Source organism: Candidatus Enterococcus ikei (assembly GCF_017316105.1).
GTDB classification, from domain to species: Bacteria; Bacillota; Bacilli; order Lactobacillales; family Enterococcaceae; genus Enterococcus_L; species Enterococcus_L ikei.
Genome location: NZ_JAFLWD010000015.1, coordinates 72,110 through 86,480 on the forward strand (window position 1 = coordinate 72,110; position 14,371 = coordinate 86,480).

11 protein-coding genes are annotated in these 14,371 nt (G+C 37.1%); 1 reads left to right on the forward strand and 10 read right to left on the reverse strand.

What is annotated here, in order from left to right; all coding sequences use genetic code 11:
• Positions 1-7 precede the first annotated feature (7 nt).
• The 3 genes from JZO69_RS07200 to arfA form a co-directional block, all read right to left on the reverse strand.
• Positions 8-886: a carbohydrate ABC transporter permease gene (locus tag JZO69_RS07200; protein WP_207112216.1), complete on the reverse strand. Its 879-nt coding sequence runs from the start codon at positions 884-886 to the stop codon at positions 8-10.
• A 117-nt stretch (positions 887-1,003) separates the two neighbouring features.
• Positions 1,004-2,251, reverse strand: a complete 1,248-nt coding sequence (locus JZO69_RS07205) for an extracellular solute-binding protein (RefSeq protein ID WP_207112217.1) — start codon at positions 2,249-2,251, stop codon at positions 1,004-1,006.
• Between the two features lie 17 nt (positions 2,252-2,268).
• The gene (gene arfA / locus JZO69_RS07210; RefSeq protein WP_207112218.1) at positions 2,269-3,762 is read right to left on the reverse strand and encodes an arabinosylfuranosidase ArfA; all 1,494 of its coding nucleotides are present in this window, start codon (positions 3,760-3,762) and stop codon (positions 2,269-2,271) included.
• A gap of 201 nt (positions 3,763-3,963) precedes the next feature.
• On the opposite strand from arfA, the gene JZO69_RS07215 reads away from it, so the two are divergent.
• Positions 3,964-4,854 (forward strand): ArsR/SmtB family transcription factor, encoded by an 891-nt coding sequence (locus JZO69_RS07215; RefSeq protein ID WP_207112219.1) that lies wholly within the window; start codon positions 3,964-3,966, stop codon positions 4,852-4,854.
• A 64-nt stretch (positions 4,855-4,918) separates the two neighbouring features.
• Here JZO69_RS07215 and scrK read toward each other — a convergent pair whose 3' ends face one another.
• The 7 genes from scrK to JZO69_RS07250 form a co-directional block, all read right to left on the reverse strand.
• On the reverse strand, positions 4,919-5,785 hold the full coding sequence (gene scrK / locus JZO69_RS07220; protein ID WP_207112285.1) for a fructokinase ScrK: 867 nt from the start codon (positions 5,783-5,785) through the stop codon (positions 4,919-4,921).
• A gap of 63 nt (positions 5,786-5,848) precedes the next feature.
• A complete protein-coding gene (locus JZO69_RS07225) occupies positions 5,849-6,889 on the reverse strand; it encodes an aldose epimerase family protein (RefSeq protein WP_207112220.1) in 1,041 nt (346 codons plus the stop codon).
• A 243-nt stretch (positions 6,890-7,132) separates the two neighbouring features.
• Positions 7,133-9,763, reverse strand: coding sequence for an HAD-IC family P-type ATPase (locus tag JZO69_RS07230; RefSeq protein ID WP_207112221.1), 2,631 nt, complete (start codon positions 9,761-9,763; stop codon positions 7,133-7,135).
• Positions 9,764-9,906: 143 nt separating this feature from the next.
• Positions 9,907-10,176 carry a type B 50S ribosomal protein L31 gene (locus JZO69_RS07235; RefSeq protein WP_207112222.1) on the reverse strand — a complete coding sequence of 90 codons (270 nt, stop codon included), beginning with the start codon at positions 10,174-10,176 and terminating at the stop codon, positions 9,907-9,909.
• A gap of 98 nt (positions 10,177-10,274) precedes the next feature.
• Positions 10,275-11,567 carry a transcription termination factor Rho gene (gene rho / locus JZO69_RS07240; protein WP_207112223.1) on the reverse strand — a complete coding sequence of 431 codons (1,293 nt, stop codon included), beginning with the start codon at positions 11,565-11,567 and terminating at the stop codon, positions 10,275-10,277.
• A complete protein-coding gene (gene murA, locus JZO69_RS07245) occupies positions 11,564-12,844 on the reverse strand; it encodes a UDP-N-acetylglucosamine 1-carboxyvinyltransferase (RefSeq protein ID WP_071876343.1) in 1,281 nt (426 codons plus the stop codon). Before murA ends, rho begins: the two co-directional genes overlap by 4 nt.
• A gap of 234 nt (positions 12,845-13,078) precedes the next feature.
• Entirely contained in the window at positions 13,079-13,945 is an 867-nt protein-coding gene (locus tag JZO69_RS07250) for a class II fructose-bisphosphate aldolase (protein WP_086346816.1), read from the reverse strand.
• Between the last annotated feature and the right edge of the window lie 426 nt (positions 13,946-14,371).

Below are 14,371 nucleotides of genomic sequence, written 5' to 3' on the forward strand. Positions count from 1 at the left end.
TCCCCTCCTAATCCGCATTTTTGTTCATGATGTAATATTGAAAACCGGAAATAACTAAAATGATCAAGCCTAAAAGCACCGCCATCGCAGAGGCCATCCCAGCAATTGATTCACCATGCCCAAACGCAAGTGTGCGAATATACATCATCAAGACATGTGTACTTTGTTTAGGTCCACCTTTGGTCATCATCAGCGGTTGGGCAAAAACATTAAAACACCCAGCTGTTGTCATGACTAACGTATAAATCAAAGGAAACTTGATCGATGGCAATGTGATATTCACAAATTTTCGAAAAGAACCAGCTCCATCGATTTCAGCGGACTCATATAAATCCGGAGAAATTCCAGCAATCGCTGCCCGATAAATGATCATATTTCCACCAATACCCCCCCATAAACTCACGATGATAACTAAAAACCAAGCAAATGGCTGCTCAGAGGCCCACGAAATATTTAACCCAAATAAATTATTGGCGATCCCAAGTTTTGAATGAAACATCAACGACCAAATCAGCGCAGCAGCTGAGATCGAAACAAGTCCTGGAATATACAAAATCCCTTGAAACACACTTTTGAAGTGAACGTTTTTATTTTCTAATGCAACAGAAATCAACAAAGGGATCAGAATCAGCAACGGCACCATTAAAATTACGTACAACAAAGTATTTTTTAATCCATTAGTAAATTGAAAATGAAACGTAGAGGACTCATCAAACAGAATTGTTTTGTAATTATCTAAACCAACCCACTGCGGATCTCCAACTAAATTCCATTTTGTAAAAGAGGCATAAATCCCATAAATGGTTGGTAGACAAATAAAAACAAAAAATAATAACAAATGTGGTCCAATATATAAAATCGGCTTTAGATTCGCCTTTTTTTTCATAGTAAAAATACTCCTTTCTTTGAGAAAAGATAGAAAAGCAACTCTTAAAAACGACTAGAAAAAATCAAGAGCTGCTCCATTTTTTAGATACCAGTTTAGTTCATACAATAAATAAACTTATTTCCCTTCACTACTATCACCTTCAGCAATCTTATCTTCTACAAATTTCTGCATTGTTGTTAAACCTTCATCGATGCTTGTTTCACCATAAATAATATCTAATCCATACGTATCAAGCGCTTCTTGAATATACGGATAATATTCATAGGTAAAAATATGCAGCGAATCTAGTTCTTTTGGATTTGAAGTAAAGTAAGATTGCTTATAGTCTTTAAATTCTGGGCTTTCAACAACTTCTTTACTCGCCACGATTTGTCCTGCTTTCGCCCATTCGATTGAATGCTCACGAACATATTCCAAAAACTCTGCGATGCCTTTTTCTTTTTCATCTGTTCTTGCTTCATTTTTAAGCATTGAAAACATATGTGAAGAGGCTCTGTTAGTGAATTTATCAGGAGAAAAAGCATAAATATTGGTTACGCCGTAATTCAACCCATCCACTTCATCATGAGCTGTTGAGGTCCAAGTTCCATCTGTCGAAAACAAGACATTTCCTGATTGAAACATTAAATACCCATCTTCGCCATTTGGTGTCATCAGTCCTGCATCGACAATTTTTTTGATTGACTCCAATGCTTGTTTCATTTCAGGTGTATCAACTGCTGGTTGACCATCTTTTTGAATATCACCGTTCAAATTGATTACCTCAGCTAAAATCACCCAAGAAAGCAAGGCATTATTTACTAGATAATCCCCTTCATCTAGCTTGCCTTTTAACGACATCATTTCATCAAAGGTTACGACATCATCATCTAAGAAATGCTCAGCGCCATATTTTTTTAATAAATCCTTGTTATAATACATCGCACTTGAATGAATATCTAAAGGCACTGTATATTGAATATTTTCTACGGAACCAGCCGACCAAGCTTGGGGAAGATAATTTTCAGCTTTGATTTCTTTCTTTTCTTTTAGGACATCAGTCATTGGTTCTAACATATCTGCTTTGACAAAACCTGGCACACGATCTGCATGGATCAACGTTAAGTCTGGAACATCTTTTTTAGAATTCAGTACAGTATAAATTTTCGTATACATATCAGATGTGACTACTGACTTCACAGGAAATTCAGGTTCAGTTTTATTATAGGCTTTGACCATGTTATCCATGTAAGCCCCATCGTCTCCTGTCAAAGGATTCCAAAAAACGATTGTATTAGGATCTTCCTTTTCCCCACAAGCTACTAACAATATACTAGCTGACAAAGCAATGACACCTAAACGAATCCATTTTTTTAAGTTCATCTTTATCTCTCCTTTTTTTAGACTTCACAACGGATCATATTCCAAGAAAGTGGGGCAAGTTCGATTGATAGCTTATCATTAGCCAATTCATAATGCTCTGATTGTTTTGGTTTGATCCGCTCTTGATCAGCTGTATTGGTTTCTTTAATGTCAAAACCAGTCATTTCTGTAAACTCAATTATTTTCTTGATTGCAAAATCGGTTGTTTCAACAGAGAAATCCATTTTTTCTTGGCTTCTATTTACAGCAAATAGGATGACTTCCTTTTTTTCTTTATTTAAAACAGCAATTGTTTCTAAATATGGTACTGCATCAAAGTCTTTTGTCTTATATGTTGGTGCTTCAATGATTGGGGTCAAAACGGTTCCACGTCCATAATTTGATACTTGCATAAAAGGATAAAAAATCGTTTGTCGCCAAGCTTTTCCATCAGCTTCTGTCATGATTGGCGCAATGACATTGACTAATTGAGCAAGACAGGCAATTTTTACTCGATCAGAATGTTTTAACAATGTGATAAGCAAACAGCCTAGTAGTAAAGCATCTTCAAAATTATAATGATCTTCCAATAAGGGCGGTGCTACTTGCCAAGGTTTTACTTGTTCATCGTGTTCATTTGAGTGATACCAAATATTCCATTCATCAAAAGATAAATTGATTTGCTTTTTACTGTGTTTTTTTGCTTTCACCGAATCACAGATTGCAACGACTCCTTGAATAAATTCATCCATATCTAGTGAACGAGCGAGATAATTTTCCAAGTCATCATCTGGATTTCCGTAATATTGGTGTAATGACAAGTAGTCGATCTGTTCATACGCATGATCTAAAACAGTTAATTCCCATTCACCAAAAGTCGGCATATGACTATTAGAACTGCCGCAAAGAACAAGTTCAATCGAATCATCGACTAATTTCATCGCTTTTCCAGCTTCTTCTGCCAAACGGCCATACTCATCAGCTGTCTTATGTCCAATCTGCCAAGGTCCGTCCATTTCGTTCCCTAAACACCATGTCTTGATTCCAAATGGTTTTTCTTGTCCATTTTGTTTACGCCTTTCACTCCAATAGGTGCCACCTTCAAAATTGCAATATTCCACAAGGTTTCGTGCTTCATCGATTCCTCTGGTTCCTAAATTGACAGCCATATTGATTTTGGAATCAACTAATTCCATCCAGTCAGCAAATTCATGCATCCCTACTTCATTTGTTTCTAAAGAACGCCAAGCTAAATCTAATCGTTTAGGTCGCTGTTCTTTCGGTCCAACACCATCTTCCCAGTTATAACCAGAAAGAAAGTTTCCTCCAGGATAGCGAATCAAAGGAATATTCAACTCTTTTACTAATTCAATCACATCCTGACGAAATCCTTGTTCATTTGCACTGGGATGTCCCGGCTGATAGATTCCCTCATAGACCGCTCTGCCCATATGCTCAATAAAAGAACCGTAGATTCGTGGATCGATATCAGAAACTTCAAATCGCCTCGAAATTATTAATTTACTTTCCATTTCATCACCTCATTATTTATTTACAAACAAATAATAATCCATTTTGAAATCGCTGTCAACGATATTAATGTTAATAACTATTTGAAAAATCAAGATATAAATTAATGTTATTATTAATAACGAGTAATAATAAGTTTACCTGTTTACACATATTTCCATATATGTTAATATATATATAAATATAAAATGGTGGTGGTTACTATGCAACTAGAGATTTCTGAAGAAGCATTACCCGTTTATGAAGCATTGGCTAGTTCTGTCCGTATCCGGATCATCAAACTACTCGCCAAACAAAAAATGAATATCAAAGAAATCGCACATGAACTCGGATTAAGTAGTGCAATCGTCACTATGCATATAAAAAAATTAGAAGACGCTAATATCATCAAGACCGAGAAAATAGGCCAACAAAAGATTTCAAGCCTACGCGTCGATAACATTGAAATTCACTTTCCTGAAAAAATCTTTAACGCTTTTGATACTTTAGAAACAACGATTCCTGTCGGTCATTATACCAACTACTCTGTTGAACCGACCTGTGGGTTAGCAACGGCTACTCACTTCATTGGAAAAGTAGATGAACCAAAATATTTTATGGATCCCAGCCGAATGGAAGCTCAAATTTTGTGGTTTACCAAAGGCTACTTAGAATACCAAACACCAAATTTTCTGACGTCTGACCAAAAATTAGAAATGATCGAACTTTCTATGGAAATTTCTTCTGAGTTTCCCTTTTCTAATGACAATTGGCCTTCTGACATTACCTTTTCTCTAAATGGTATCGAGCTTGGGACCTGGACCAGTCCAGGAGACTTTGCAGATATACGGGGCAAGTATACACCGGATTGGTATCCTGATAATCTTAATCAGTATGGGTTATTAAAAACGATCCGTATCATGAATCATGGCACTTACATGGAAGGTGAGCCTCTCTCAGATGTAAAATTAGCTGATATCGACGAACGAACGGATACATGGCAATTACGCATCGAAGTCAAAAATGACGCTGAAAACATCGGTGGCTGTACGTTATTTGGTAAAGATTTTGGGAATTACAATCAAGATATTAAAGTAAAAATGTACTATAGTTAACCACAGGCTTAACTCAATAAAAAGAAGCAATCAAGATAGTTTTCTTATCCTGATCGCTTCTTTTTTATGAATACTCTAACTCTTTTTTTGCTAATGCCAGACAACCAATCGTTCCAGGGTCATCTTCTAGTTTTGGTGTCACAATATATTGTTCTAATGGTGGTGTTTTCACATAACCATTGATCAGCTTTTCAAACTCATGATGGACTTTCGCTAACATATGGCGCTGCTTCATCACTCCTCCACCAAAAATAATCACGTCTGGCGCCAGAATTAACGTGGTATTATAGGCTGCTTGGGCAATATAATAGGCTTCAATAGCCCAAATTGGATCTTCTTCTGTTAATTCTTGCCCTTTTTTCCCAGCTCTTTTTTCAATCGCAGGTCCAGCCGCCATTCCTTCTAAACAATCACTATGAAACGTACAGCTTCCTTCAAATTGATCTTCTGGATGACGCTTCACGACCATATGACCCATTTCAGGATGGCTAAATCCTTCGATAAAATACCCATTCTGAATAGCTCCCGCTCCCACACCAGTTCCAATCGTATAATACACACAGCTAGACAATCCTTTGGCACTACCAGCCACATATTCTCCATATGCCGCCGCATTCACATCCGTTGTAAAAGCAATCGGCACATCAAATTCTTTTTTCATAGCGCCAACAATATCATAGTCCTGCCAAGCCAGTTTTGGAGTAGAAGTAATATGTCCGTAAGTAGCTGAATTTTTATGGATATTGATTGGTCCAAATGAACCGATTCCAATTGCTTTTAAGTTATATTTCTTAAAAAAGCTAATCACCAAAGCCATTGTTTCCTCAGGTGTCGTTGTAGGAAAACTAACTCTTTCAATAATTTCAAGTTGATCATTACCTATGCCGCATACAAATTTTGTGCCGCCAGCTTCAATGCTGCCTAAAAACATCTCTGTCATTTGTGTCACTCCTAAGTATATTTTATCCATCAATTACGTAAAATCATAAATGCTTTACTTGATTTTAAAAATTGTTCGACTTTGGTATGGCCCATCTGGATATAATTCAATATTGCCAAAACCTTCAAATTCAACCGCTCCAGGACTAACTTGAGTTTCTAACGTAATCCCACCATGATTGGCTAATTTTTGTCCGCGAACTTCTGGACCTTCGTCGCCAAACTGCGCTGTAAAAATGACAACTGCTGGTCGATCAGTATACATCTCAACTGTAAGATCCTTTTCTGGCGCTGTAATAATTGCTTGAGGAGCTTCAAAACCTGTTTGATTCAGCATAAAGGGATGATCCAATCCATCAACTAAACTATTTTGCTCATAAGTCGTCTGAAACACCTGCTCCACGCTCTTTGTTCCCCTGAAATCGAAAGGTGTCTCTTCAACTGAGCGTAACTCACCTGTAACTGTCGTATCTTCATCTACCACAGCAAATCGGTCAGCATCTACAAATAACTCATGCTCCCCAACCGATTGTGTCATATCTCCTGTCAAATTAAAATAAACATGATTTGTTGGATTGTACAACGTTGGTTGATCTGTTTCAGCTTGATAATCAATGATCCATTCATTTTCATTTGTTAACGAATAACTGACATAAGCTTTTAATTCTCCTGGAAAACTATTTTCGCCATCAGGACTCACATAAGAAAAGGTCACAGAAACTTGGTTGGTTGTTTCTTCTATTTCAGCATCCCAAAGTTTTGTCTCAAAACTTTCCGTTCCGCCGTGCAAAGTATGTCCATTTTCGGGACTAACTGGTAATTGATAGCTCTTACCATCTAGTGAAAATGATCCATGTTTAATTCTTCCCGCAACACGTCCAATTGTTGCGCCAAAATAGATATCTTTTGTTAGATATTCTTCCGCAGATTCAAATCCTAAAACAATATTCCGCTCTTCTCCATTAACAGGTACGATCAAATCAACGATTCTGGCTCCTAAATTTGTAACATTCATTGTCAGACCATTATCGTTAGTAAGCGAATACAAAATAGCTGTTTCTCCAAATTCTTGTTTATTGATTTTCAATACTTTCATCTCTCTTCCATTTGAAGTCGATTTTTTCAACTGAGTGAACTAAAACTATTTTATCATCTTTCACAGCATTTTTTTCTTCAAACTTCATTTTAAACTACTTTTGTTTATATTTACAATTTTTTTGTCAGGTTGCACTTCCTAAAAAAGCTATTCGCTATTGGTAACGTAACCGTTTTTTTGTTAAATAAAAAAAGGGTGTTCCGTTTTGACTAAACAGAACACCTCGTTAATTTTTTTCGATTACTATAATTTTTTCAGTTTTCGTGTGATTAGTTTTTCAATCTCTACAACTACAAAGACAACAATTCCTGAAAGTAACGCCAATTTTATATAAGGCCAGCCAATAGCTGCTGTTCCTAAAGCAAGATGCATGATCGGCGTGTAAATCAACAATCCTTGTAAAATCAATAAAACCAGCAAAGACAACCATAAAACTTTGTTTGAGAGTATACTTTTATTGATTGAAAATTGATAAATTTCTCGACAATTAATCATATAAAAGACTTGACCAAACACGATCGTTGTAATCAATGTCGTCTGCATAACTGCTTCAGATGCGTTACGACCCGCTAAAAATCCATTGACTAAAAATCCTAAGGCTGCTAACAAGAGAGAAACGTAGACAATACGGAAAACAGCATATCGATCTAAAATATTTTCTTTCGGATTACGAGGCGGCTGATCCATTCCATTTTTTGCTAACGGTTCAAAACCTAAAGCAAAGGATAACGTAATCGTTGTTACCATGTTCAGCCACAAAATCTGTACAGAAGTTAACGGTAACGGTCTATCTAACAATAAGGAAACAACCACTAATAACCCTTGTGCAAAAGCCGTCGGTAAAGAGAAGTAAATTGTTTTTTTTAAGTTCTCATAAACGCGTCTACCTTCTTTGATCGCAACTGTGATGGTCGCAAAATTATCATCTGCCAAGACCATGTCCGCCGCATCTTTGGTCACCTCAGTCCCTTTGATTCCCATGGCAATACCAATATCAGCTTGTTTAAGTGCTGGTGCATCATTGACTCCATCCCCAGTCATTCCAACGATTTGCCCATTTTTTTGAATAGCATGAACTAAACGCAGCTTATGCTCTGGCGTTGTTCTAGCATAAACATCATTCGTTAAGACAACATTTGCCAGTTCGTCATCACTAAGTTGTTCAATATCTTTTCCTACCAAGGCATTTTTATAATTTTCAAGACCAATTTCCTTTGCGATTGCCACCGCAGTATCTTTGTGATCCCCTGTAATCATTTTTACTGAGATACCTGCTTTGCGGCTGATTCGAACTGCTTCAATTGCTTCTTTTTTCGGAGGATCGATAATGCCAAACAAACCAGCAAGGATCATCCCACTTTGTAGATCTTCGTGAGCAAGCGTCGTTTGAGCTTTCGTTACTTCTTTAAAAGCTGCGGCTAAAATCCGTTGTCCCTTAGTCGCTTGTTGGCTGATTTTTTGTTGCCAATAAGGTTCATCGAAAGTTTCTGATCTTTCATCCGTTAGCTGATAGTCAACCATATTTAATAAAACATCTGGCGCGCCTTTTAGATAAATATAGCGTTTATCTTCTATATCTACTAATGTAGCCATGTATTTATACGATGAATCAAAAGGAATCTTGCTGATATCATGCTCGTCTTCCACAAGGGACGTATGATTGGCCCAATCCAGTAAAGCACCTTCAGTTGGATTACCAATCACTTCTCTTACACCATTTTTATAAGTGATTTTGGTGTCATTACAATAAGAGGCAATTTCTGCCATTTTCCTTACCGTATCATCATGTTCGACTTGGCGAATAGATTCTGAGTCTGTATCTTTTACTGTTGTATCAATTGTTTCCTTTGACGTAACCAGTGCTACAACTTCCATTTCGTTTTTTGTTAACGTTCCAGTCTTATCAGAACAAATAACACCCATGCTGCCTAACGTTTCCACAGCTGGCATTTTCTTGATAATTGCGTGCTGACGCGCCATTCGTGTCACACCAACTGACAAAATAATAGATAAAACGGCTGGCAATCCTTCTGGCACTGCCGAAACAGCTAACGCAATCATAGAAGAAAGTAATTCACTTGCCGATAAATCGCGGAAAAATAAACTAAATAGAACAAGAAAGAGAATCAAAGCCATTAAAAATAGAAAAATTTGTTTATTCAATTGTTTCATCTTTTTGATTAATGGTGTTTCATTACTACCTACGTTTTTCAAATGCTGATTGATCTTGCCAATCTCTGTTTCATCACCGATTTGAACGACGATTCCTTTACCAGTTCCACTATTGACCAATGTACCAGAGTAAGCCATATTTATGTGATCACCCAAATCAGCTTCTTCTTCAAGCGTGCGATTACTTTTCTCTACTGGGGTTGATTCACCTGTTAAAATAGCTTCATCGATCACTAAATTATACGCTTCGATCACACGAAGGTCTGCTGGAACGATATCTCCTGGACTTAAATAGACAATATCTCCTGGAACTAAAGATTCGGCTTTAACGGTTTCCTTTTCACCTTCTACCAAAACAACTGCTTCTGAGCTCATCATAGAGGTAAGGCTTTCTAAAGAGTCAGTAGCTTTTGCTTCTTGTACGTAACCGATAACTGCATTGATGATCACCACAAATAAAATAATCGTCATATCTACAAATTGCCCGCTAAAGCCTTTTAACACAGCTGATACAATCAATACATAAATCAACAAGTCATGAAAATGATGAAAAAACTTTTGCAGCTTACTCGCTTCTTTTTCTTTGGAAAGAGCGTTACTGCCTTCTTCTTGTTTCGCTTTTCTTAGAGTTCTGTCGAGTCCATTTAGACCAGATTGTAATGCTTTTAGCACTTGTTCTGTTGTCATTTTATACCATATCATAACGACTCCTCCTCAATAATTACTTCATACTTTATTAAAGTGTACAAAACTAGAAAACTAATTCATAGTAAAAAGCTTTTTAACTAAAAAAAATAAGACCCAACTCATAAATGAGCTGTGCCTTATAAACATTGCTGCTTGAATTAAGCTTCTGGGTTTGCATTGGTATCTTTGATACCATACTTTTTGTTGAAACGGTCCACACGTCCGTCTGCTTGTGTAAATTTTTGACGTCCAGTGTAAAATGGATGAGAGTCAGATGTAACTTCGACACGGATTACTGGGTAAGTATTTCCGTCTTCCCACTCAACTGTTTCGTCAGAATACTTAGTAGAACCTGACAAGAATTTAAAACCAGTTGTTGAGTCCATAAAAATAACTGGGTGATATTCTGGATGGATATCTTGTTTCATAGTCTTTTCGCTCCTTTGCCCTGATCCATTTGCTGCATCAGAGTTTATTTGTCGGTATACAACAGTACTATAATAGCATGATTCGTTTATCGATGCAATTATCTTTTAATATTTTTTTTCGCTTGTCTACCAAAAGAGACATCATGGAAATCTTCAAAGAATTTTTGATTGCTTTTCGTTTTACGTAAAAATTTAACGAATTGTTCCGTATATTCTAAAGAATCACCTGTCATATGATTACGCAGTTTCCATGTTTCTTCTAACTGCTCTGCTGACATTAGTAAATCTTCTTTACGCGTACCAGATTTTTTGATATCGATCGCAGGGAAAATACGACGGTCAGCCAAGTCACGTGATAAGTGCAGCTCCATATTTCCTGTTCCTTTGAATTCTTCGAAAATAACGTCATCCATTCGACTTCCCGTATCCACTAAAGCTGTGGCAAGAATCGTTAAACTCCCGCCTTCTTCGATATTTCTAGCTGCTCCAAAGAAACGCTTAGGTTTGTAAAAAGCTGCAGGGTCAATCCCACCGCTCAGTGTACGACCACTAGCTGGAATCACTAAGTTATACGCACGAGCTAAACGAGTAATACTATCCATTAAAATCACGACATCTCGTTTGTCTTCAACTAAGCGCATCGCGCGCTCTAAAACCAATTCAGAAACACGTGTGTGATTTTGTGGTTGCTGATCAAAGGTTGAAGAAACCACATCGCCATTAACACTGCGTTCTAGATCCGTCACTTCTTCTGGTCGTTCATCGATCAAAAGAAGAATCAATTCTACATCAGGATAATTTTCTGAAATACCGTTAGCAATCTCTTTCAACACGCTTGTCTTACCTGCTTTAGGCGGCGCTACGATCAAGCCACGCTGACCAAAACCAACAGGAGAAAAAATATCGATCATGCGTGTCGATAATCTGCCGGGAGTTGTTTCTAATTTGATTTGTTTTTCGGGGTAAAGCGGTGTTAATGCTGGGAAATGCGGACGTTCTTTTGCCTCTTCAGGGTCTTTCCCGTTGACACTTTCAACATGCATCAAACCATAATAGCGTTCTGATTCTTTTGGAGGACGCGCTTTTCCAGCGACTTTGTCTCCATTACGTAGACCAAATCGGCGGATTTGAGAGGAAGAAATATAAATATCTTCTGCGCTAGGTCCATAATTGATCGGACGTAAAAAACCATAGCCGTCTTGAGAAACAATATCCAAAATTCCTTCCATGAAGAAAAATCCTTGTTTCTCAGCTTGTGCTCTGATTACAGCTAAAGATAGCTCTTTTTTATTCATTTGACTATAATAAGGGATTTTGAACTCTTTAGCATAAGAATAAATATCCTTTAATGTACTATTTTCAAGTTCCGCCATCGTTAAATAGTCACTCATTTAGCCACCTCGATTTCTTCTTCCGTTTCGATCATTTGAATATCTGCACCCAGTGCTGTTAATTTTTCGATAATGTGGTCATAGCCACGTAAAATGTATTCAACATTGTAAATCGTTGTTGTACCAGTCGCCATTAAGCCAGCTATCACTAAGCAAGCACCCGCTCTAAGATCAGATGCAACAACTTCTGCTCCATGTAATTGCGTTGGACCATTGATTACGATCATATTGCCTTCAATCGATGCATCTGCACCCATTCGTACAAGTTCTGGAATATGTTTTGTCCGTTGTGCATAGATACTATCAATAACCTCACCTGTACCTTTGGCTTTTAACATTAATGGTGTGATCGGTTGTTGTAAATCTGTTGCAAAACCTGGATAAGGATAGGTTTTAACTGTCGTCATTTTCAAATCATGAGATGGGTGTACTTCGATCATATCTTCTTCGATCGTCATTTTAACGCCCATTTCTTGTAATTTAGCAATAAAACTTTCTAGATGCTCATATATCACATTGCGAACTTTTACACCCTCACCCATTGCTGCAGCTAAGGCTAAATAAGTACCAGCTTCAATTCGATCTGGAATGATCGAATGACGGCAGCCATGTAATTTTTCGACGCCTTCGATTCTAATAATATCTGTTCCAGCACCTCGAATGTTTGCTCCCATATTATTCAATAACGTTGCTACATCGATGATTTCCGGTTCACGAGCCGCGTTCTCAATAATCGTTTTCCCTTCTGCTTTTACGGCAGCTAACATGACATTGATTGTTGCGCCGATCGAAACCATATCCATAAAGATTCTAGTTCCATGAAGCCCGTCTTTCGTTCTTAAATACATAGCACCATGCTCATTTGTTACATCGGCGCCTAGCGCTTCAAAGCCTTTGATATGAAGATCAATTGGACGAGGACCCAAATAACAGCCACCAGGAAGTCCAACAACACCTTCGCCAAATTTACCAAGTAATGAGCCCATAAAGTAATAAGAAGCACGAAGACTATTGATTTTGCCTTTAGGCATTGGAACAGAAACGATTTCTGTTGGATCAATGACTAGTGTATTATCAGTAAAGGTTGTTTTAGCACCCATAATTTCTAAAATTTCTATTAATGAATGAACATCTTGAATATCAGGCACACCATCTAATGTTACTGGTGAATCGGCTAAGATAGCCGCTGGAATCAATGCAACTGCACTATTTTTTGCTCCGCTGATACATACTTCTCCTGTTAATGGACGATTGCCATTGATTACGATTTTTTTCATTTATTATTCTCACCTATCTATGTAAAACAAATAGTTTTATTTTTTTGTAATATACCCAAACTATTCTAACACATTCAGAGACAATAAAAAAGCTAACAGCTGATGCATTTGGTAAGTTTTTCATAATTCAATTCTTTTTTCTCGATTTTTTGAACATTATTGAACAAAATAAAAAGGACAGAACAAAAGTAAAAATACTTTTATTCCGTCCTTTTTAATGATTATAGAATTGAATTATGCTTTGTTAGCAGAACCGAACCATTCGATACGTTGTTCTACTAATTCAGTAACAGCTTTTGTTCCTGGTGCTAATAATTTACGAGGGTCAAAGCCTTTACCTTCAAGGTCTTTACCTTCTTCGATGTATTTACGTGTTGCAGCTGCAAATACTTCTTGACACTCAGTGTTCACGTTGATTTTAGAAACACCCATAGAGATTGCTTTTTGAACTTGCTCTAAAGGAATACCTGATCCACCGTGTAATACTAATGGAATGTCACCAACAGCGTCAGCGATTTCTTGTAAGTGGTCAAATGCTAATCCAGTCCAGTTATCTGGGTATGAACCGTGGATGTTACCGATTCCGCAAGCTAGGTAATCAATACCAGTTGCTACCATTTGTACACATTCTTGAACGTCAGCTAATTCGCCAGAACCGATGATTCCGTCTTCTTCGCCGCCGATTGAACCAACTTCACATTCTACAGAAACGCCTTTAGCGTGTGCTTTAGCAACAACGTCTTTCGCTTTTTCGATATTTTCTTCGAATGGTAAATGAGAACCATCAAACATTACTGAAGTGTAGCCGATTTCGATACATTCTAATGCATCTTCATATTCACCATGATCTAAGTGAAGAGCTACAGGTACAGTAATACCCATTGAATCGATCAAGTCTTTCACTAAATCGTAACATACTTGGTATCCGCCCATGTATTTAGCAGCACCCATAGAAGTTTGGATCAATACTGGCGCTTTTTTAGCTTCTGCAGCTTCAAGAATCGCTTTTGTCCATTCTAGGTTGTTTGTGTTGAATCCGCCAACACCGTAGCCGCTTTTACGAGCTGCTTTAAGAAATTCTGTTCCTGATACTAATGGCATAATAAAATTCCTCCTAAGTTTTAAAAAAACTTTATTTGTTAAGGGTATCCCTTAACCAACAGTTATATTTTAGCAGACTTTTTAGTACTTTTCTACTAAAATTAACTTTTTCAGAAAATTTTTGTCCAGACTTTCACAAAAGTGTAGACACTTGCTGCTTTTTGTCCAAAAAATGGGCGAATTACTGATAAATAAAGCCCTCACATACTAAACATTACAATGATCAAACAATATCTTACTCATTATTGTTAAATTAACTACAAAAAACTATATTTTTTTAGTAACTTTTTCGTCTAATCTATACTACATGAAACAAAGAGGAATAAATAATACGCATCACAATTTTGTAAATAACTTTTATTTCCCCTTAGTTGCCTTGTTTAAAGCTACCTAAAAAAACTGCCTGAATTGCAAGAAAGTACTTCT